Origin of the sequence: Pseudomonas sp. L-22-4S-12 (assembly GCF_009799935.1) — a bacterium.
GTDB lineage: Bacteria > Pseudomonadota > Gammaproteobacteria > Pseudomonadales > Pseudomonadaceae > Aquipseudomonas.
On sequence record NZ_WELL01000006.1, the window covers coordinates 45,104 to 65,449 of the forward strand.

The following is a 20,346-nucleotide window of genomic DNA, read 5'->3' on the forward strand; positions in this document are numbered from 1 at the left end:
CTGTAAATCCGTACAATAGTCCGACTTTAGGTTTTCAACTGATCGTTGGTCGCGCCCAGGGCGCAGGAATAGCAGCGCTTGAAAAACTCCACTCCTACCGCCCAGGTTCCGCTCTGGCGCCAGCAATTGCACTACCGACTCAAGGAAGGTGCATTGATCGCACTCGGTGCGCTCTGCCTCTACCTGTGGATGGCGCTGCTGACCTACGACCGGAACGATCCGGGCTGGAGCCACACCAGCAACGTCGAGCAGGTGCAGAATGCCGCCGGCCGCGCGGGCGCCTGGTTCGCCGATATCCTGTTCATGGTCCTCGGCTATTTTGCCTACGTGTTCCCCCTGCTGCTGGCGGTGAAGACCTGGCAGGTATTCCGCAATCGCCACCAGCCCTGGCAGTGGAGCGGCTGGCTGTTCTCTTGGCGCCTGATCGGCCTGGTCTTCCTGGTGCTGGCCGGGGCCGCGCTGGCCGATATCCACTTCCATGATGGCGCCGGCCTGCCGGCCTCGGCCGGTGGTGCGCTGGGCGAGAGCCTCAGTGTGCTGGCGGTCGGCGCCCTGAACGTCCAGGGCAGCACGCTGCTGTTCATTTCCCTGTTCCTCTTCGGCCTGACCGTATTCGCCGACCTGTCCTGGTTCAAGGTGATGGATGTCACCGGCAAGATCACCCTGGACCTGATCGAACTGATCAACAGCCTGATCAACCGCTGGTGGAGCGCCCGGGTCGAACGCAAGCAACTGGTAGCCAAGTTGCGCGAGGTCGATGACCGGGTCAGCGAAGTGGCCGCCCCGGTGGTGCCCGATCGTCGCGAACAGGCCAAGGTCAAGGAGCGTCTGATTGCCCGCGAGGACGCCCTGACCAAGCACATGAGCGAGCGCGAGAGCCGCCCAGCGCCGGTGATCGCCCCGCCGCCAGCCCCCAAGGCGCCCGAGCCGAGCAAGCGCGTGCTGAAGGAGAAGCAGGTGCCGCTGTTCGAAGACAGCGCCGTGGCCGGTACCTTGCCGCCGATTTCCCTGCTCGATGTGGCCGAGAAGAAGCAGAAGCAGTATTCCCCCGAGTCCCTGGAGGCCATGTCGCGCCTGCTGGAAATCAAACTCAAGGAGTTCGGCGTCGAGGTCATGGTCGAATCCGTGCACCCCGGCCCGGTGATCACCCGCTTCGAGATCCAGCTGGCACCGGGGGTCAAGGTCAGCCGCATTTCCGGCCTGGCCAAGGACCTGGCGCGCTCAATGGCGATCATCAGCGTGCGCGTGGTCGAGGTGATTCCGGGCAAGACCACCGTGGGCATTGAGATTCCCAACGAAGACCGGCAGATCGTGCGCTTCTCCGAGGTGCTCTCGTCGGCCGAGTACGACGACGCCAAGTCGCCGGTGACCCTGGCGCTGGGCCACGATATCGGCGGCAAGCCGGTGATCACCGACCTGGCCAAGATGCCGCACCTGCTGGTGGCCGGTACCACCGGTTCCGGTAAGTCGGTGGGGGTCAACGCGATGATCCTGTCGATCCTGTTCAAGTCCACGCCAGACGAGGCGCGGATGATCATGATCGACCCGAAGATGCTCGAACTGTCGATCTACGAGGGCATTCCGCACCTGCTGTGCCCGGTGGTGACCGACATGAAGGAGGCCGCCAATGCCCTGCGCTGGTCGGTGGCCGAGATGGAGCGCCGCTACAAGCTGATGGCCGCCATGGGCGTGCGCAACCTGGCCGGCTTCAACCGCAAGGTCAAGGATGCCGAGGAGGCCGGCACGCCGCTGACCGACCCGCTGTACCGCCGCGAGTCGATGGAAGACGAGGCGCCGCTGCTGAAGAGCCTGCCGACCATCGTGGTGGTGGTCGACGAATTCGCCGACATGATGATGATCGTTGGCAAGAAGGTTGAAGAGCTGATCGCGCGTATCGCGCAGAAGGCCCGGGCCGCCGGTATCCACCTGATCCTCGCCACCCAGCGCCCGTCGGTCGACGTGATCACCGGCCTGATCAAGGCCAACATTCCGACCCGCATGGCGTTCCAGGTATCCAGCAAGATCGACTCGCGCACCATCCTCGACCAGGGCGGCGCCGAACAGCTGCTCGGCCACGGCGACATGCTCTACCTGCCACCGGGCACCGGCCTGCCGATCCGCGTGCATGGTGCCTTCGTTTCCGACGATGAAGTGCACCGCGTGGTCGAAGCCTGGAAGCAGCGCGGCGCTCCCGATTACATTGAAGACATCCTGGCTGGCGTCGAAGAGGCCGGCATCGGCTTCGACGGCGGCAGCAGCGGCGAAGGCGGCGAGGGCAGCGAGTCCGATCCCCTGTATGACGAAGCCGTCAACTTCGTCCTGGAGAGCCGCCGTGCCTCCATTTCCGCCGTGCAGCGCAAGCTGAAGATCGGCTACAACCGTGCCGCACGCATGATCGAGGCCATGGAGATGGCCGGCGTGGTCACGTCGATGAATACCAATGGCTCGCGCGAAGTGATAGCGCCGAGCCCGGTTCGAGATTAACCCCCAGTTCGTAGATGAAGAGGATTTCCATGCGACTGTTGCGCATGCTGTTGCTGGCCGCCATGGCCTGTCTGGCCATTCCCGCCCAGGCGGACGACGAGGCGGCGGTCAAGCGCCTGACCGAGCTGCTCAACCAGGCGCAGACCATCAGCGCCCGCTTCTCCCAGCTGACCCTGGACGGTAGCGGCACCCAGCTGCAGGAAACCGCCGGCCAACTGGCGCTGAAACGCCCGGGGCTGTTCCGCTGGCACACCGATGCGCCGCAGGAGCAGCTGCTGGTGTCCAACGGTGAGAAGGTCTGGCTGTACGACCCGGACCTGATGCAGGTGACCATCCAGAGCCTCGACCAGCGCCTGACCCATACCCCGGCGCTGCTGCTGTCCGGCGATGTGTCGAAGATCCGCGAGAACTTCGAGATCAGCTTCAAGGAAGCCGGCGAAGTGGTCGACTTCATGCTCAAGCCCAAGGCCAAGGACAGCCTGTTCGACAACCTGCGCCTGTCGTTCCGCCGCGGCGTGATCAATGACATGCAGCTGATCGACAGCATCGGCCAACGCACCAATATCCTGTTCCTCAGCGTGAAGATGAACGAGAAGCTCGACGCCAAGCTGTTCACCTTCGACGTGCCTGAGGGCGCCGACGTCATCCAGGAATAAGAGGCCGCTGCCACCCGCCATGGACCTGTTTCGCTCTGCCCCCGTCGCCCAGCCCCTGGCCGCGCGTTTGCGCGCGACCAGCCTGGACGAGTACGTCGGTCAGGAGCATGTGCTGGGCCACGGCAAGCCGCTGCGCGAGGCGCTGGAGCAGGGCGCGCTGCACTCGATGATCTTCTGGGGCCCGCCGGGCGTCGGCAAGACCACCCTGGCCAGGCTGCTGGCGCAGGTCTCCGCGGCGCACTTCGAGACGATTTCCGCAGTGCTCTCCGGGGTCAAGGAAATCCGCCAGGCGGTGGAGATGGCCAAGCAGCAGGCCGCCCAGTACGGCCGCCGCACCATCCTGTTCGTCGACGAAGTGCACCGTTTCAACAAGAGCCAGCAGGACGCCTTCCTGCCCTACGTGGAAGACGGCACGCTGATCTTCATCGGTGCGACGACAGAAAATCCCTCCTTCGAGCTGAACAACGCGCTGCTGTCACGCGCCCGCGTCTATGTGCTGAAGAGCCTGGACGAAGCCGCCATGCGCAAGCTGGTGCAACGCGCGCTGACGGAAGAAAAGGGCCTGGGCAAGCAGCGCCTGAGCCTGCCGGAGGAGAGCTTCCAGATCCTCCTGGCCGCCGCCGATGGCGATGGTCGGCGCCTGCTCAACCTGCTGGAAAACGCCGCCGACCTGGCCGAGGACGGCAGCGCCATCGCTCCCGAACTGCTGCAGAACCTGCTGGGCGACAGCCGCCGGCGCTTCGACAAGGGCGGCGAAGCCTTCTACGACCAGATTTCCGCGCTGCACAAGTCGGTGCGCGGCTCCAACCCGGACGGTGCGCTGTACTGGTACGCGCGCATGCTCGATGGCGGCTGCGACCCGCTGTACCTGGCCCGGCGCGTGGTGCGCATGGCCAGCGAGGACATCGGCAACGCCGACCCGCGCGCCCTGAGCCTGTGCCTGAATGCCTGGGACGTGCAGGAACGCCTGGGCAGCCCGGAAGGCGAGCTGGCCGTGGCTCAGGCCATCGTCTACCTGGCCTGCGCGCCGAAGAGCAACGCGGTGTACATGGGCTTCAAGGCGGCCATGCGCGATGCCGCCGAGCACGGCTCGCTGGAGGTGCCGCTGCATCTGCGCAATGCGCCGACCAAGCTGATGAAGGAACTGGGCTACGGCGAGGAATACCGCTACGCCCACGACGAGCCGGATGCCTATGCCGCCGGCGAGGACTATTTCCCCGACCAGCTCGAGCCGCGCCAGTACTACCAGCCGGTGCCGCGCGGCCTGGAGCTGAAAATCCGCGACAAGCTGGCCCATCTGGCGGCACTGGATGCCGCCAGCCCGCGCCAGCGGAGAAAGCCATGATCGGCGTGGTCATCGCGGTCGCCTTGGGCGGCATGGCCGGCACCCTGCTGCGTTTCTTCACCAGCAACTGGGTCAGCGCGAACTGGCCGCAGCACTTCTATGGCGCTACCCTGGCGGTCAATATTGCCGGCTGCCTGCTGATCGGCTCCCTGTACGGCCTGTTTCTGCTGCGCCCCGAGGTGCCGCTGGAGCTGCGCGCCGGGCTGATTGTCGGCTTCCTCGGCGGCCTGACCACTTTTTCATCCTTCTCCCTCGACACGCTGCGCCTGCTGGAAAGCGGCCAGGCACCGCTGGCCATCGGCTATGCGTTGCTGAGCGTGCTGGGTAGCCTGCTCGCCACCTGGGCCGGCCTGACATTAACCAAGCTCTGATCTAGACGAGAACATCCCATGCTCGACTCCAAACTGGTTCGTACCCAACTGCAGGAGATTGCGGACCGCCTGGCTACCCGTGGCTTCCAACTGGACGTGGCGCGTTTCGAGGCCCTCGAGGCCCAGCGCAAGACCGTGCAGACCCGCACCGAACAGCTGCAAGCCGAGCGCAATACCCGCTCCAAGTCCATCGGCCAGGCCAAGCAGCGTGGCGAGGACATCGCCCCGCTGCTGGCGGAAGTCGACAAGATGGGCAGCGATCTGGAAGCCGGCAAGCGCGAACTGGACGCCATCCAGACCGAGCTGGACAACCTGCTGCTGAACATCCCCAACCTGCCCGATGAGTCGGTGCCGGTGGGCGAGGACGAAGAAAGCAACGTCGAGGTCTCGCGCTGGGGCACGCCGCGCGGTTTCGACTTCCCGGTGCAGGATCACGTCGCCCTCGGCGAGCAACACGGCTGGCTGGATTTCGAAACCGCCGCCAAGCTGTCCGGCGCCCGTTTCGCCTTGCTGCGCGGGCCGATTGCCCGTCTGCACAGGGCGTTAGCGCAGTTTATGCTCAACCTGCATACCGCCGAGCATGGCTACGAGGAGGCCTACACGCCTTACCTGGTGCAGGCCTCTGCGCTGCAGGGCACCGGCCAGCTGCCGAAGTTCGAGGAAGACCTGTTCAAGATCCAGCGCGAAGACCAGGCCGACCTGTACCTGATCCCGACTGCGGAAGTGTCGCTGACCAACATCGTCGCCGGCGCGATCCTCGACGCCAAGCAGCTGCCGCTCAAGTTCGTCGCCCACACCCCGTGCTTCCGCAGCGAAGCCGGCGCCTCGGGCCGCGATACCCGTGGGATGATCCGTCAGCACCAGTTCGACAAGGTCGAGATGGTGCAGATCGTCGAGCCGGGCAAGTCCTTCGAAGCCCTGGAAAGCCTGACCGCCAACGCCGAGCGCGTGCTGCAGCTGCTCGAACTGCCGTACCGCAAGCTGGCGCTGTGCACCGGCGACATGGGCTTCGGCGCGGTGAAGACCTACGACCTGGAAGTCTGGGTGCCGAGCCAGGACAAGTACCGCGAGATTTCTTCCTGCTCCAACTGTGGCGACTTCCAGGCCCGCCGCATGCAGGCGCGCTACCGCAACCCGGAAACCGGCAAGCCGGAGCTGGTGCACACCCTCAATGGCTCCGGCCTGGCGGTGGGCCGGACCCTGGTGGCGGTGCTGGAGAACTACCAGCAGGCCGACGGCAGCATCCGCGTGCCTGAGGTGCTGAAACCCTATATGGCTGGCATCGAAGTCATCGGCTAAGCCGTACTTCAGTTGCAGAATACGGGGTGGCCAGTGCTGCCCCGTTTTGTTTCGTCCGACCGAGAGCGTGCGCCATGGATTTTCTCCCCCTGTTCCACAAACTGCAGGATCGCCTGGTGCTGGTCGTCGGCGGTGGCGAAGTGGCGCTGCGCAAGGCGCGCCTGCTGGTCGAGGCTGGCGCGGTCTTGCGTGTGGTGGCTCCGGAGATTCGTGACGAGCTGCGCGAGCTGGCCGGGGCGGGCGCCCAGCTGCTGCGTGGCTATCAGGCGGATGATCTGGATGGCGTGTGCCTGGTGATCGCCGCCACCGACGACGAAGCGCTGAATGCGCAGATTTCCGCCCAGGCCCAGGCGCGAGGCATTCCGGTCAATGTGGTGGATGCGCCCAAGCTGTGCAGCGTGATCTTCCCGGCCATCGTCGACCGCTCGCCGCTGATCGTCGCCGTCACCAGTGGCGGCGACGCGCCGGTGCTGGCGCGGCTGATCCGCGCCAAGATCGAGACCTGGATTCCCGCCACCTACGGCCAGCTGGCCGGCCTGGCGAAGAAGTTTCGTGCCCAGGTCAAGGGCCTGTTCCCCGATGTGCAGCAGCGCCGGGTGTTTTGGGAGGACGTGTTCCAGGGGCCGATTGCCGAGAGCGTGTTCGCCGGCAAGCTGGGCGAGGGCGAACGTCAGCTCGAGGCCAAGATCGCCGGCATCGCGCCGCGCGCCCTCGGTGAGGTCTACCTGGTCGGCGCCGGCCCGGGCGATCCGGACCTGCTGACCTTCCGCGCCCTGCGCCTGATGCAGCAGGCCGATGTGGTGCTGTATGACCGCCTGGTGGCCCCGGCCATCGTCGACCTGTGCCGGCGCGACGCCGACCGCATCTATGTCGGCAAGCAGCGCTCGGCCCACGCGGTGCCGCAGGAGGAGATCAACCAGCTGCTGGTCGACCTGGCCAGGCAGGGCAAGCGGGTGCTGCGCCTCAAGGGCGGCGATCCGTTCATCTTCGGTCGTGGCGGCGAGGAAATCGAAGAGCTGGCGGCCCAGGGCATCCCGTTCCAGGTGGTGCCGGGGATTACCGCCGCCTCGGGCTGCGCGGCCTATGCCGGGATTCCGCTGACCCATCGCGACCATGCGCAGTCGGTGCGCTTCGTCACCGGTCACCTCAAGGACGGCAGCAGCAACCTGCCCTGGGCTGAGCTGAGTGCGCCGGGGCAGACCCTGGTGTTCTACATGGGCCTGGTCGGGCTGCCGGCCATCTGTGCGGAGCTGATCCGCCATGGCCGCGCCGCGGAGACTCCGGCGGCGCTGGTGCAGCAGGGCACCACGCAGAACCAGCGGGTGTTCACCGGCACCCTGGCCAACCTGCCGCAACTGGTGGCCGAGCACGAAGTGCACGCGCCGACCCTGGTGATAGTCGGCGAGGTGGTGCAGCTGCGCGAGAAGCTGGCCTGGTTCGAAGGGGCTCAGGCGGGCGTTTGAAGGCGCGTATCCCAGACTGTTTGCGCGCGGGCGAGGGCGCTCTCGCGCGGCTCGCCCAGGGCGCGTAGGCCCAGGGCGATGGTGCTGAGTACGGCCAGGCGGCCGTAGGAGTCTTCCACTGCACCGTTCCAGAAGGCCAGCAGGTGCGCCGGGTCGAGCCGTTCCGGCTTGACGTGGCGCTGCGCGGTCAGCGCCGGCCATTCCTCGTCCCAGTTCACGCCGTGCGCCGTGCCGTACAGGTGGCAGGCGCCATCCGGATTGACCTCGATTTCGCCCCCTTCGCCTTTGATGACTATGGCGGTGTCGCCGAGCAGCTGGCTGGCCTCGCGGTGGGTGGCCTGGTAGCCGGGGTGGAAGATGCTTTGCATCACGCAGCGCGCCGCCAGCGGGTTGAGGATGCGCGCCAGCGAGTGGATCGGCGAACGCAGGCCGAGGGTATTGCGCAGGTCGATCATCCGTTGCAATTGCGGTGCCCAGGCGCCCAGCGGGGTGAAGGCCAGGTTGTGGCGCTCCAGGCTCTCGGCAACTGCCGCCCAGGACTGGCAGACCGGAATGGCGAGTTGTTCCAGCAGTTGCTCGCTGTACAGGCGGCCGGCCGTATGCGCGCCGCCGCCGTGCAGGTGGATGCGCACGCCGCTGGCGGCCAGGGCTTTGACGGCCAGGAGGAACCAGGGCAGGTGGCGCTTCTTGCCGGCATAGCTCGGCCAGTCCAGATCGACGGCAATCGGCGGCGCCTGCAGGCGCTCGCGCAGGGCCTCGGTGAAGCCGGCCAGTTCCTCGGCGCTTTCCTCCTTGTGCCGCAGCAGCATGAGGAAGGCGCCCAGCTGGGTGTCCTCGACCTTGCCGTCGAGCAGCAGGCCCATGGCCTCGCGGGCTTCCTCGCGGCTCATGTTGCGCGCGCCGCGCTTGCCCTTGCCGAGGATGCGCACGAACTGGGCGAAGGGGTGTTCCGGTGGGGCTACGAGGATCATGGGCGCTACTTTCACAGGCAATTGGTCGGTTTCGGCAGGCCGGCCAGCTTGGCGGCGAGCTTGGCGGGCGTGCCCTTGAACAGGCGGTTGAGGTGCAGGCTGTTGCCCTTTTCCGGGCCGAGCTTGAGGGCCACGTACTTGATCAGCGGGCGGGTGGCCGGCGACAGCTGAAACTCGGCGTAGAAGGCGCGCAGCAGCTCGAGGATTTCCCAGTGCTCGGTACCCAGTTGCAGCTCTTCGCCGGCGGCCAGGGCCTCGGCGACGGCGGGCGACCAGTCGGCCAGTTCGGCCAGGTAGCCGTCCTGGTCCAGGGCGATGCTGCGGCCAGCAACGATCAGGTTGCTCATAGCCAGCTGTTGACCTTGGCGTAGGCCGTGCACAGCTCGACGAAGGCCGGGTAGTCGACCACCCTGGCGCGTGCCGGGGCGGCCAGGTTGCGCGCCTGCAGGTCTTCGTCGAGGGCATACAGGCCGATGCCCTCCGGCATCAGCAGCAGGGCCTGCAGTTGCGCACTGCCGGGTTGCAGGGCGTACACGGCGTCGCCGTTCAGCAGCAGGCCGTCCTGCGGGCCGAGCAGGCGCAGGCAGCTGCTCAGGCGGCTATCGCTGAAGGGCGAGTGGGAAAGCAGATGCAGAGTGGCCATCAGAGCGTGATCACCTGGTCGTAGCGGTCGATAAGCTGGCTCAGGTCGGCATCGTCGAGGCATTCGACCGGCAGGGCCAGTTCCTGCCCGTGCAGGCCGCGCTCACTGAGGCTGCGGTTGGAGACGTACAGCGACTCGACGCCGAACAGCGGCAGGGCCTGCAGGTTGGCGGTCAGGTCTTTCTGCTGCAGGGCGGCGGGTTGCTGCTGCGGCAGGAGCTGGAACACGCCGTCATCGAGAAACAGCAGGCCCAGCGGCAGGTCGAAGGCGCCGCCGGCCAGGGCGATATCCAGGGCCTCGCGGGCGCTGGGCCCGGCCCAGGGCGCCTGGCGGCTGATCAGCAGCAGGGATTTGCTCATCAGTGGCCTCCGAAGCAGACCAGGCGGTCGGCCAGCTGGTTGGCTTCGTGCAACTGGCCCAGGCCGGACAGTTCCCAGGGCGCGCCGAGGTTGGCGGCCGGCTTCTGGTAGCGCTGCGCCTCTTCCGCGTTGAGCACGCCGCGGCGCAGGGCGGCGGCGATGCAGACCACGGCGTCCAGCTGCTGCTGGGCAACAAAATCGCGCCAGGCGGCCGGCAGGTCCAGCTCGTCCTGGGCGCTGACCACATTGGCCGAGGCGCTGTGGACGCCGTCCTGATAGAAGAACAGGCGGACGATTTCATGCCCGCCCGCAATCACCGCCTCGGCAAAGCGCAGGGCGCGGCGCGAGGAGGGCAGATGGGCCGGGGCGAACAGGGCGATGGCGAATTTCATGACGATTCCGCGAGCTGACTCATGCGCCATGATAAAGGCAGAACGGCGCAGATGCTTGTCGCAGACACGAAAAAGCCCGCCGAAGCGGGCTCTTTTAGCGCAGTGAATCACTCAGTCATCGCTGCCCATGATGCCGAAGATCTGCAGCAGGCTGATGAACAGGTTGTAGATCGATACATACAGGCTGATGGTGGCCATGATGTAGTTGCGTTCGCCGCCGTGGATGATCGCGCTGGTCTGGAACAGAATGGCCGCCGAGGAGAACAGCACGAAGCCGGCGCTGATGGCCAGCTGCAGGCCGCTGATCTCGAAGAACAGGCCGGCCACCATGGCGCCCAGCAGGACGAAGAACCCGGCGGTGATGAAGCCGGCCAGGAAGCTCATGTCCTTGCGGGTGGTCAGCACGTAGGCGGACAGGCCGAAGAACACCAGGGCGGTCATGGCGAAGGCCGAGCTGACGACTTCGCCGCCACCGCTCATGCCCAGATAGCGGTTGAGGATCGGGCCCAGGGTGTAGCCCATGAAACCGGTCAGGGCGAAGGTGCTGAGCAGGCCCCAGGCGGAGTCGCGCAGTTTCATGGTCAGGAAGAACAGGCCGTAGAAGCCCACCAGGGTCACGATGATGCCCGGATGGCCGACATGCATCTGCTGCGAGACAAAGGCGACCAGGCCGCTGAACGCCAGGGTCAGGGCCAGCAGGCCATAGGTGTTGCGCAGGACCTTGCTGACTTCCAGCTGGTCGGCTTGCGCGTGATTCAGCGCGTAATCTTGTTCGTGCATGACAACTCTCCTGAGCGGCGAAATTGGGTTCCGTGACCGCAGTCGAATGGATCATAACAGAGCGTACTTATCTGCCAATTACGAGAGTTTGACAGTGTGTTGCGTTCCGGTAAGATTGCCGCCCGCAGCAAACGCCGGAAGCGTGGCAGAGCGGTTGAATGCAACGGTCTTGAAAACCGTCGAAGGGGAAACTCTTCCGTGAGTTCGAATCTCACCGCTTCCGCCACATACATGCCTAAAAGCCCCGTATTCCGGGGCTTTTTCGTTTCTGCGGGTGTCGCTCCACACGTTGGCTCACCGCCTGCAGTTTCTCCCGAAAGCGCTTCGTAACCATGCACGCAGGCATTCGAGGCGTAGATGTTCTGCACGGTGGCGCTATCGCCGGGCGGGCTGTTGCGCAGGATCGGGCGAATGATGTTGCCCGAGCCGCGCGAGGCGACGAAATAGGCGGAGAACATGGGCAACCTCCATGGCAGGGGTTGCCTGCCGGTGCGGGTCAGGTGGTTCTGTGCCGCTCGAAGAAGCTCATGACCTGTTTCTGCGCATCGGCGTGCGGCATGTCGTAGCGCTGCTGCACCAACTGGGTCAGCTTCTGTGCATCGCCTTCGGACTTGATCAGCTCGTCCAGGGTCAGTTCGTCCCAGACGATCCGCGCCAAGCCGGCCAGCTGGCGCCAGTTTTTGCGGATGATCTCGGTGAGTGGCTTGCCGGTGTCCTGGCTCATGGTAATTGACCTGGCTGGGGAAGTAGCGAAGAGGGAAGGTGCCTGCGCCTAGCGTCGCAGCGATGGCCCGTGCGGTCGGTGCGCCAGCGCACTTAGGTCGGTCGGCAGCGGATCTCGACGCGGTGCTCGCGGCCGTCGTCCAGCAGCGCGAATTGCGTGCCTGCGAGTGCCACTCCGTCCAGCTGCAGCGATGGAATTGCATCGGCCTGCTGCAGCACCTCGATGCGGTACAGCGCGCTACCGTAGCGGTAGTCCAGGCTGAAGCCCGGCCAGTCGGCGGGCAGCACCGGTTGCAGGCGCAGGCTGGCGCCGCTGCGCTGCAGGCCGAGCAGCGACTCGACGATCAGCCGGTACATCCAGCCGGCCGCGCCGGTGTACCAGCTCCAGCCGCCGCGTCCGGCGTGGGGGGCCACGCCATAGACATCGGCGCTGACCACATAGGGCTCGACCTTGTACTGCTCGATGGCCGCCGCGCTGCCGTGGTTGACCGGGTTGATCAGGCGCAGCAGCTCCCAGGCCCGCGCGCTGTCGCCGAGCGCGGCGAAGGCCATGCCCGCCCATACGGCGGCGTGGGTGTACTGGCCGCCGTTCTCGCGCACGCCGGGCACGTAACCCTTGATATAGCCGGGGTCGAGCGTGCCCTTGTCGAAGGGCGGGTCGAGCAGTTGCACCAGGCCCAGGTCGCGGCGCAGCAGGTGTTGCTCCAGGGCGTCCATGGCACTGCGCTGGCGCTGCGGTGCAGCCGCGCCGGAGAGCACCGACCAGCTCTGGGCGATGGAGTCGATGCGGCATTCCTCATTGCTCGCCGAGCCCAGCGGCGTGCCGTCGTCGAAGTAGGCGCGGCGGTACCAGGCGCCGTCCCAGCCGTGTTCTTCCAGGCTGATGCGCAGGGCAGCGGCCTGCTCGCCGCAGCGCTGGGCGAACGCCGCATCGTCCTGTATCAGAGCGGTGTCGGTGAACTGTTGCAGCACCTCGTAGAGGAAGAAGCCCAGCCACACGCTTTCGCCCCGGCCCTGCTCGCCGACGCGGTTCATGCCGTCGTTCCAGTCGCCGCTGCCGATCAGCGGCAGGCCGTGGGCGCCGCGGGCCATGCCGTGTTCGATGGCGCGCACGCAGTGCCGGTACAGGCTCTCCTGCACGGGCGAACGCAGCGGCAGGTCGTAGTAGGACTCCTCGCCGGCATTCAGCGCGCGGCCTTCGATATAGCTCACCGGCTCGTCGAGCACGCCGTGGTCGCCGCTGATGCGCACATAGCGGCTGACGGCCAGGGGCAGCCACAGGTAGTCGTCGGAGCAGGCGCTGCGCACGCCGCGCTCCATGGGCGGATGCCACCAGTGCTGCACATCGCCCTCGCTGAACTGGTGCGCCGCGCACAGCAGCAGGTGCTGGCGGCTGGCGGCCGGGCTGGCATGCAGCATGGCCATGCTGTCCTGCAGCTGGTCGCGGAAACCGTAGGCGCCGCCGGATTGGTAGTAACCGCTGCGCGCCCAGAAGCGGCTGGCGATCACCTGATACATCAGCCAGCCGTTGACCAGCACATCGATGGCCGGCTCGGGGGTCCTGACCTGGATCGCGCCCAGGGTCGTGCGCCAGTGTGCGCGTACCTGCTCCAGTGCGCTGCTGGCCGCGTTGGCCCCGCGAAAGCGCTGGGCCAGGTGCGCGGCGGCTTGGGCGTCGTGGCCGGCGCCGAGGCGGAAGACGATTTCCTGGCTGTCGCCATCGGCCAGCTCGAAGGCCACCCGGATCGCCGCGCAGGGGTCCAGGCCGCCGCCGGTACGCCCCGATAGGCGCGCTTTGGCCAGCGCCGCCGGGGCATTCAGGTGGCCGTTGCGGCCGAGGAATTCGCTGCGGTCGCCAGTCACGCTGCGCGCCGGCGAGTCGACATCGAAGAACGCCACGCGGCCGGCAAACTCGATGGAGTAGGCGTTGCGCGCGAACAGCACGCCGCTGGCCGGGTCCTGCTCGGTGACCACGTGCAGCGCCGATTTTTCGCGCAGGTCGCCGAGCACCCAGGCCACGTAGCCGGTGGCCGACAGGCGGCGGTTGCGCCCGGAGTGGTTGCGCACGGTCAGGCGCGAGAACTTGATCGACGCATCCAGCGCCACATACACCCACAGCTCGCTGTGGAGGCCGTCCTCGTCGTGCTCGAAGACGCTGTAGCCGAAGCCGTGACGGGTGGTGTAGCTGCCCGTGCCGGGGCGCGGCAGCGGGGTGGGCGACCAGTAGTGGCCGCTGTCGTCGTCGCGCAGGTACAGGGCCTCGTCGCTGGCATCGCCGAGCGGATCGTTGTGCCAGGGCGTCAGGCGGTATTCATGGGCGTTCTCGCTCCAGGTGTAGGCGCCGCCGCTTTCGCTGATCAGCGTGCCGAACTGCGGGTTGGCCAGCACATTGGCCCAGGGCGCCGGGGTGCTGACGCCTTGGTCCAGACGAATCACATACTCGCTGCCGTCGGCGCTGAAGCCGCCGTAGGGGTTGCCCAGCAGCAGCGCCGGGTCGCGGGCTGGCGCCGGGCCGGGCAGGCGGCGTGGCTGGCGCATCTGGCTCGCCTCGAACCGCGGTAGCGCCGCTTCGCTGGTGCGCCGATGCAGCTGCTCGGCCAGGCTGCCGTTGCTGTCGCTGAGCACCAGGCGGGCCACGGCGAGCATCAGCAGGCGATCCTCGCTGGACAGTTGCTGGGCCGGGCGGACGAAGATGCCGCCCGGGCGGTCGACCAGATTGGCCTCGCTGCCGGAGGTGACCAGCGCCATGATCAGTTCCTGCAGCTGCTGGCGATAGCCGACCTGGTCCTCGTTCCAGATCACCAGGTCCAGCGCCAGGCCTTTCTGCCGCCAGTAGGCGTGAGCCTGCACCAGCTGGCGCACCAGCTCGATATTGGCCGGGTCGGCGATCTGCACCAGGACGATCGGCAGGTCGCCGGAAATCGCCTGGCCCCAGAGGTCGGACTGGTTGCGCTGGTTGCCGCGCAGCACGCCGGCATCGGCGCGCAGCGCGGCATTGGCGTAGAGGATCGCGGCGGCCATTTGCTCGAACAGGCGGGCGTCGGCCAGCGAGGCGTTGAGCTGGCGCAGCAGCACCTGGCTGTGGGTCCAGGCCAGGCCGAACACGCGGTCGGCCAGGTGGCGATCACGGTACTTGTCGATCAGCTGCAGGCAGCCTTCGCGGGTCTCGCCGAGGCCCGTGACCAGGTCGATGATGGCGCTCTGGCCGGGGTCCAGGCTGATCCGGCAGCGGATCGCCACGATCGGGTCGAGCACCGAGCCGGCGCTGCCGGACAGGCTGTCGACGCCGGCGTCCAGCGCCGCCGGATGGGCCACGCTGCGGCTGCGGCCGATAAAGCGCGCGCGGTCGGTCTCGTAGGAAATCGCCTCGATATCCACGCCGTGGGCGGCCAGCAGGTGGCACATCCACGGCACTTTTTCCTGGCTGGAGCGCGGCCGCCGCGAACAGAGGATCGCCTGCAGCTCCGGCAGCAGCTCGGTCTGCACGAACAGCTTGCTGAAGGCCGGGTGCAGGGCGTCGGCGATGGCCGGGGCGAGCACCACTTCGGCGTAGCTGGTGAGCTCCAGGCTGCGCCGCACGCGGGCGCGGTTGGTCAGGTGCAGGCGGCGCAGTTCGATGTCGTCCTCGGGCGAGACGACGATCTCGGTGTGCGCATCGAAGTCGCGTTCGCGCACGCGGAATTCGGCGCGGGCATCGGTGAAGATCGCCTCGTAGCCTTGCGTGCGGCGCAGCGTCGGCTGGTGCGCGGCGGACCAGAAGTCACCACTGGCGACATCGCGCAGGTAGCAGAACATGCCCCAGTGGTCGCGGCTGATGTCTTCCTGCCAACGGGTCAGCGCGGTGCCGTTGCAGCGGCTGTAGCCGCCGCCGGCGCTGCTGAGCATGACGTGGTAATGGCCGTTGGAGAGCAACTGCACGGCGGGGCGCCGGCGATCCGGATCGGTGAACACCCGCAGCTTGGTCTCGATGACCCGCGCGGCGGCGTCGGCGGCGGGCGAATGGGCGGCGTGCAGGTACTGCGCGGCGGTTTTCGGGATGCGTTCCTGCAGCAGCAGGGCGGTGGCCTGGAACTGCGGGTCGGACTCGAAGCGCCGCTGCATCGGCCGGTCCAGCAGCACCTGGGCCAGCGCCAGCAGGCTCATGCCCTGGTGGTGGGCCATGAACGAGTGGATCACCGCGGCGCTTTGCCCGCGCGGCAGGCGCGCCGGGGTGAAGTCGACCGCTTCGTGCAGGCCGAAGGTGCCGGCCAGGCCCTGGGCGGCCAGGCGCTGCAGGTTCTTGCAGGCGGCTTGCGGGGCGACCATCAGGGCCAGGGCGGTGGCATAGGGGGCGACCACGATGTCCTCGCCGAGCCCGCGCTTGAGACCCAGGCCGGGGACGCCGAAGGCGCGGTACTGGTAATTGCCGTGGGCATCCTGGGTGTTGTAGCCGGACTCGGAAACGCCCCAGGGCAGGCCCAGCTGGTTGCCGTACTCGATCTGCCGGGCCACGGCGGCGCGGCAGGTCTGGTCGAGCAGGGTGCCGGCGTAGTTGGGCATCACCAGCAGCGGCATCAGGTACTCGAACATCGAGCCGGACCAGGACAGCAGCACCGGCACCCCGGCGTTGCTGGTGAGCAGGCGGCCGAGGGTGAACCAGCCTTCCTGGGGCAGCTGGCCCTGGGCGATCACCACGAAATTGGTCAGCCGCGCCTCGGAGGCCAGCAGGTCGTAATAGGCCGCATCCAGGCGGTTCTCTTCGGCGTTGTAGCCGATGGCGAACAGGTCGCGCTGGCGGTCGTAGAGAAAGCCGAAGTCCATCTGCGCCAGGTCGCCGGCCTGCTGGGCGAGGCGTTCGGCGCAGGCCATGCGCTCGCGCGCGCAGCGCTGCACCGCCTGCACCCGGGCCTGGCTGGCGACGGGCCACAGTGTGCTGTCCAGCTGCGCCAGCTGGCGCCAGGTCGCCGGCGCGGGCTGCTCGCTGGCGTCGAGGGGCGGCAGGCAGAACTGGCCCAGCTCCTCGTGCAGGTCTTCGCCGTGCGCCAGCAGCGCCTGCAGCCAGCGCTCGCTCTGGCTGCCGGCTGCTGGCTGCAGGCGCTGGCGCAGCGCGTGGCAGTGTTCGCACAGGCGCAGCAGGCGTTGGCAGGTCGCCTCCAGGCTTTGCGGCGCCTGCGCCTGCGCGCTATCGAGCTCGTCCTGCAGCTCGCCCAGGGGCTGCTCGTCGCGGGGTTCGCCGAGCAGGGCCTCGCGCAGCAGGGCAAGGCTATCGGCGAGGCCGGCAAACAGCCGGGGGCCGAGCAGCGGCTGGTCCGCCAGCTCCAGCAGGCCCGGGCGCAGGGTCAGCAGCAGGCCGGCCAGGTTGCCGCTGTCCACCGTCGACACGTAGTGCGGCGGCAGGGGCCTGAGCGTCTGCGTGTCGTACCAGTTGAAGAAGTGCCGGCGATGGCGCTCCAGGCTGGCCATGCTGCTCAGCGAGCGGTCCAGGCGCGCCAGCAGGCGGCCGGCGCTGAGGTAGCCGAAGTCGTAGGCGGCCAGGTGCGAGAGCAGGGCCATGCCCATGTTGGTGGGCGAGGTGCGGTGGGCGATCACCAGGCTTGGCTGCTCCTGGATATTGTCGGGAGGCAGCCAGTTGTCTGCCGGACCGACGTGCTGGTCGAAGAAGGCCCAGGTCCTGCGCGCCAGGTTGCGCAGAAAATGCAGTTCTTCGGCCGAGGGCGTGAAGGCCGCCCGCGCGGTGGGCCGGCTCAGCCACCAGGCGATGGCCGGGCCGGCCAGCCACAGCAGCAGGAGCGGGCTGGCCAGCGCCAGCACGCCGGGCCTGGCCAGCAGCAGGGCGGCGCAGGCCAGGGCCAGCGTCGGGGCGATCCACATCAGCCGGTACAGGCCGGGGAGCTGGTTGCCGCTGCTGCGCTCCACTTCGCGCGAGGGGTTCCACTGCAGCAGGCGGCGCCGGCTGACCAGCATGCGCCACAGGCTGCGGGCGATGGCGTCGAGGCTGAGCAAGGCCTCGAAGGGCAGCCACACCAGCGCCAGCAGGGCGCGGCCGAAGTGCAGGGCGGCCGTGCGCGAGGTGGCCTGCAGGTGCTGGCCGAGCGGCGTGTCGTGGGGCTTGCGCAGCAGTTCCAGGAGCGAGCCGAGCAGCGGCTGGGTCAGCACCAGGCCGAGTACTGCCAGGGTCCAGAGCAGCGCCGGCTCGACGGCGAACCAGCCCCACAGCAGCATCGCCAGGAAGGCCGCCGGCTCCAGGCTGCGGCGCAGGTTGTCGAGGATCTTCCAGCGCGCCAGGGCGCTCAGGCGGTTGCGCTGCAGGCCGCCCTCGGGCTTGGGCGTCCACGGCAGCAGCCAGGGCAGCAATTGCCAGTCGCCGCGCATCCAGCGGTGCCGGCGCTTGCAGTCGGCGCTGTAGCGGGCAGGGTGCTCCTCGTACAGCTGCACGTCGCTGAGCAGGGCGGAGCGGGCGTAGCAGCCCTCGATCAGGTCGTGGCTGAGGATGCGGTTGTCGGGAAAACAACCGCACAGCGCCTGCTCGAAGGCATCCACCGCGTAGATGCCCTTGCCGATGAACGAACCGTGCTGGAACAGATCCTGGTAGACGTCGGAGACGGCGCGGGTATAGGGGTCGACCCCGGCGTCGCTGCCGAACAGCTGGGCATAGGCCGAGCGCGCGGTGCTCGGCAGGCTGATGCCGATGCGCGGCTGGAGGATCGCGTAGCCGGCGACGATGCAGCGGCCCGCGGGGTCGAACACGGCCTGGTTGAGCGGGTGGGCGAGGGCACCGACCAGTTGCCGGGCGACATCGCGCGGTAGCTGGGTATCGGTGTCCAGGCTGATCACGTAGTTGACCCGCGGCAGCGCGGCGATATCGCCGACGATCAGCGCGAACTGCTTGCGGCCCTGGCCGCGCAGCAGGGCGTTCAGCGCGGCGAGTTTGCCGCGTTTGCGTTCGTGGCCCATCCACACGCCTTCGCTCGGGTTCCAGCGCCGTGGTCGATGCAGCAGGTAGAAACGCGCGGCGCCGCCGGCCGGGTACTTGTGGTTGAGCGCCTCGATCAGCTGGCGGGCCAGCAGCAGGGCGGCGTCCTGCTCCAGCACCTCGCTCGGCGCATCCATGAAGTCGGTGAGCAGGGCGAAGTGCAGGTTGGCGTCGCGGTTGGCCAGGAAGCGCACCTCCAGGCCTTCGACCAGTTCCTCGAGATCCCGCGCGTTGCCGATCAGCGTCGGTACCACCACCAGGCTGCGCGACTGCTCGGGAATGCCGGCGCTGTAGTCCAGGCGCGGCAGGATGTGCGGGGGCAGGGTCAGGGTCACCAGCCAGTTGACCAGACCCAGGGCCAGGCAGCTGGTCATCAGCAGGGCCGGTAGGCCGAGCAGGGCCAGCAGGCCGCCGTGCAGACCGCTGGCCTGGGCCGCGGCGAGAAATGGCCAGGTCAGCAGCAGGCTGAGCAGCACGGCCGGGCCGAGGAAGAAGGCCAGCGGCGCCCGCCGCAACAGGCGCTGCCAGGCTTCCGCGGGCGTGACGCGGGCGCCCAGGCGCCGTTCCAGCGCGGCCAGCCCCGGCCCCTGCAGGTAGTAGCCGACGTGCGCGGCAACCCCCTGCGCGGCGGCGGCCAGCTCGACGGCGCAGCGGGCCACCGCTTCCTCGCTGTGCGCACAGTGCTTGGCCAGGCGCTCGATCCCATGGCGGTAGTGGTCGCGGGTGGCGAAGTCCATGCTGGGGTAGACCGCCGCCGGGTCTTCGCCCAGCACCTGTTCGACCCGGCTCATGCTTTCGACGAAGCTGCGCCAGTCGCAGGCCGAGAGTTTGCGCAGGCTGCTGATGCTGTTGCTGATGGAAACCTGCTCGGCGGCCTGTTGCTGGGCATCCAGTTGCGCCAGGCGTTCGATGTTCAGGCCGTTTTCGCCGAGCGCCTGTTCGATCCAGTTCAGCGGCAGGTTCAGGGCCGCGCTCTGGCCCTGCAGGCGTCTGGCCAGTTCGGCGACGAAGGAGCTGCTCAGCGGCGGTTGCGAACGGGCCATGTCGGCGACGGTCAGCAGCACGTTCTTGGCATCCTGCTCGGCGGTTTCGTGCAGGCGGTCGGCCCAGTCGTTGGCCAGGTTGCGGTCGTCCCAGTTGGCCATCACCCGCGCCGCCACGCGCCGCAGGTTCTCGATCAAGGCCAGGCGCAGCATGATCGGGATGGCCCACAGCTCGCCGAGGGTCAGCGGCATGACCGACTGGTAGGCCGCGACGAAACGGCTCAGGCTGTCGCTGTCGACCCGGCCGTCGCCATGGCAGATGGTCTCCAGGGCGATGTCATAGACCCGCGGCAGGCCGCTCGACGGACCGCCGGCCAGGCACGGCAGCTCGCGGCTGTAGCCCTTGGGCAGGTGCTTGCGCGCGGTACGGATCTGTTCCTCGATCAGGTAGAAGTTGTCCAGCAGCCATTCCGCCGCCGGGGTGGCACGGCGGGTAGCCGGGGCAACCTCGCAGAGCATGGTGCAGCTGTGCGCCAGCAGCGCCTCGTTATCGTCCAGGCGCGCCAGCAGCGCGCCGGAAGCCGAGCGTGGGCTGAGCCGGTGCTGCTTGGCCAATTGATGGCCATGGTTGGCCATCTGTTCGGCGCTGAACAGTTCGGCGCGCAGGACCGCTTCATAGGCAAACTTGCGCGTTGAACCGCGCAGACGCGAGAGGGGGCGTAGCCATGTACTGGGCATTGTGTCCTTGGCCGGCCATGCAGGAGAGCGCGAAGGGGTAGCGGGGGCGTGGCTCTGCTGCCGCTCAGTCTGCCCAGGGCGGCTGGCGAGCGTCTGTCCGCTAGCGCACATAGCGCCGTGCGTCGCCGCAGCCGGGGCGGGCGCGGCTATGCGCGCTGGCGCACCGACGCACGCGCCGCGTGCGACC

At 67.8% G+C, this 20,346-nt stretch carries 14 protein-coding genes and 1 tRNA gene; 7 read left to right on the top strand and 8 right to left on the bottom strand.

Annotation, left to right across the window (positions count from 1 at the left end):
• Positions 1–78: 78 nt before the first annotated feature.
• From ftsK to cysG, 6 genes are all read left to right on the top strand, one after another.
• Positions 79–2,484, top strand: a complete 2,406-nt coding sequence (gene ftsK / locus F3I16_RS14995; protein WP_178116674.1) for a DNA translocase FtsK — start codon at positions 79–81, stop codon at positions 2,482–2,484.
• A gap of 29 nt (positions 2,485–2,513) precedes the next feature.
• Positions 2,514–3,140 carry an outer membrane lipoprotein chaperone LolA gene (gene lolA / locus F3I16_RS15000; RefSeq protein WP_160494372.1) on the top strand — a complete coding sequence of 209 codons (627 nt, stop codon included), beginning with the start codon at positions 2,514–2,516 and terminating at the stop codon, positions 3,138–3,140.
• Positions 3,141–3,159: 19 nt separating this feature from the next.
• A complete protein-coding gene (locus F3I16_RS15005; RefSeq protein ID WP_160494373.1) occupies positions 3,160–4,485 on the top strand; it encodes a replication-associated recombination protein A in 1,326 nt (441 codons plus the stop codon).
• Complete coding sequence (crcB, locus tag F3I16_RS15010) at positions 4,482–4,856, top strand: fluoride efflux transporter CrcB (RefSeq protein WP_160494374.1); 375 nt, start codon at positions 4,482–4,484, stop codon at positions 4,854–4,856. Before F3I16_RS15005 ends, crcB begins: the two co-directional genes overlap by 4 nt.
• Before the next feature lie 18 nt (positions 4,857–4,874).
• The gene (serS, locus tag F3I16_RS15015; protein ID WP_160494375.1) at positions 4,875–6,155 is read left to right on the top strand and encodes a serine--tRNA ligase; all 1,281 of its coding nucleotides are present in this window, start codon (positions 4,875–4,877) and stop codon (positions 6,153–6,155) included.
• Between the two features lie 74 nt (positions 6,156–6,229).
• Entirely contained in the window at positions 6,230–7,618 is a 1,389-nt protein-coding gene (cysG, locus tag F3I16_RS15020) for a siroheme synthase CysG (protein WP_160494376.1), read from the top strand.
• Here cysG and F3I16_RS15025 read toward each other — a convergent pair.
• From F3I16_RS15025 to F3I16_RS15050, 6 genes are all read right to left on the bottom strand, one after another.
• A complete protein-coding gene (locus tag F3I16_RS15025; protein ID WP_160494377.1) occupies positions 7,603–8,589 on the bottom strand; it encodes a glycosyl transferase family protein in 987 nt (328 codons plus the stop codon). The genes cysG and F3I16_RS15025 overlap by 16 nt on opposite strands.
• Positions 8,590–8,600: 11 nt before the next feature.
• A complete protein-coding gene (locus F3I16_RS15030) occupies positions 8,601–8,936 on the bottom strand; it encodes a TusE/DsrC/DsvC family sulfur relay protein (RefSeq protein WP_160494378.1) in 336 nt (111 codons plus the stop codon).
• Positions 8,933–9,232 carry a sulfurtransferase complex subunit TusB gene (gene tusB / locus F3I16_RS15035; RefSeq protein ID WP_160494379.1) on the bottom strand — a complete coding sequence of 100 codons (300 nt, stop codon included), beginning with the start codon at positions 9,230–9,232 and terminating at the stop codon, positions 8,933–8,935. The genes F3I16_RS15030 and tusB overlap by 4 nt, the downstream gene beginning before the upstream one ends.
• Positions 9,232–9,591 carry a sulfurtransferase complex subunit TusC gene (tusC, locus tag F3I16_RS15040; protein ID WP_160494380.1) on the bottom strand — a complete coding sequence of 120 codons (360 nt, stop codon included), beginning with the start codon at positions 9,589–9,591 and terminating at the stop codon, positions 9,232–9,234. Before tusC ends, tusB begins: the two co-directional genes overlap by 1 nt.
• Positions 9,591–9,983: a sulfurtransferase complex subunit TusD gene (gene tusD / locus F3I16_RS15045; RefSeq protein ID WP_160494381.1), complete on the bottom strand. Its 393-nt coding sequence runs from the start codon at positions 9,981–9,983 to the stop codon at positions 9,591–9,593. Before tusD ends, tusC begins: the two co-directional genes overlap by 1 nt.
• 111 nt (positions 9,984–10,094) lie before the next feature.
• Positions 10,095–10,763, bottom strand: a complete 669-nt coding sequence (locus F3I16_RS15050) for a Bax inhibitor-1/YccA family protein (protein WP_160494382.1) — start codon at positions 10,761–10,763, stop codon at positions 10,095–10,097.
• 136 nt (positions 10,764–10,899) lie between these two features.
• On the opposite strand from F3I16_RS15050, the gene F3I16_RS15055 reads away from it, so the two are divergent.
• Positions 10,900–10,989, top strand: a tRNA-Ser gene (locus F3I16_RS15055).
• Between the two features lie 270 nt (positions 10,990–11,259).
• Here F3I16_RS15055 and F3I16_RS15060 read toward each other — a convergent pair.
• Both F3I16_RS15060 and F3I16_RS15065 read right to left on the bottom strand, forming a co-directional pair.
• Positions 11,260–11,487, bottom strand: coding sequence for a general stress protein CsbD (locus tag F3I16_RS15060; RefSeq protein ID WP_160494383.1), 228 nt, complete (start codon positions 11,485–11,487; stop codon positions 11,260–11,262).
• A gap of 92 nt (positions 11,488–11,579) precedes the next feature.
• Entirely contained in the window at positions 11,580–20,159 is an 8,580-nt protein-coding gene (locus F3I16_RS15065; RefSeq protein ID WP_160494384.1) for a GH36-type glycosyl hydrolase domain-containing protein, read from the bottom strand.
• Between the last annotated feature and the right edge of the window lie 187 nt (positions 20,160–20,346).

Excerpts from the sequence above, each read along its gene's own strand:
- F3I16_RS15005 (WP_160494373.1), top strand. The coding sequence starts at position 3,160 with ATGGACCTGTTTCGCTCTGCCCCCGTCGCCCAGCCCCTGGCCGCGCGT.
- tusB (WP_160494379.1), bottom strand. The coding sequence starts at position 9,232 with ATGGCCACTCTGCATCTGCTTTCCCACTCGCCCTTCAGCGATAGCCGC.
- F3I16_RS15060 (WP_160494383.1), bottom strand. The coding sequence starts at position 11,487 with ATGAGCCAGGACACCGGCAAGCCACTCACCGAGATCATCCGCAAAAAC.
- crcB (WP_160494374.1), top strand. The coding sequence starts at position 4,482 with ATGATCGGCGTGGTCATCGCGGTCGCCTTGGGCGGCATGGCCGGCACC.
- F3I16_RS15065 (WP_160494384.1), bottom strand. The coding sequence starts at position 20,159 with ATGCCCAGTACATGGCTACGCCCCCTCTCGCGTCTGCGCGGTTCAACG.
- serS (WP_160494375.1), top strand. The coding sequence starts at position 4,875 with ATGCTCGACTCCAAACTGGTTCGTACCCAACTGCAGGAGATTGCGGAC.
- tusC (WP_160494380.1), bottom strand. The coding sequence starts at position 9,591 with ATGAGCAAATCCCTGCTGCTGATCAGCCGCCAGGCGCCCTGGGCCGGG.
- F3I16_RS15025 (WP_160494377.1), bottom strand. The coding sequence starts at position 8,589 with ATGATCCTCGTAGCCCCACCGGAACACCCCTTCGCCCAGTTCGTGCGC.
- tusD (WP_160494381.1), bottom strand. The coding sequence starts at position 9,983 with ATGAAATTCGCCATCGCCCTGTTCGCCCCGGCCCATCTGCCCTCCTCG.
- F3I16_RS15030 (WP_160494378.1), bottom strand. The coding sequence starts at position 8,936 with ATGAGCAACCTGATCGTTGCTGGCCGCAGCATCGCCCTGGACCAGGAC.
- F3I16_RS15050 (WP_160494382.1), bottom strand. The coding sequence starts at position 10,763 with ATGCACGAACAAGATTACGCGCTGAATCACGCGCAAGCCGACCAGCTG.
- lolA (WP_160494372.1), top strand. The coding sequence starts at position 2,514 with ATGCGACTGTTGCGCATGCTGTTGCTGGCCGCCATGGCCTGTCTGGCC.
- cysG (WP_160494376.1), top strand. The coding sequence starts at position 6,230 with ATGGATTTTCTCCCCCTGTTCCACAAACTGCAGGATCGCCTGGTGCTG.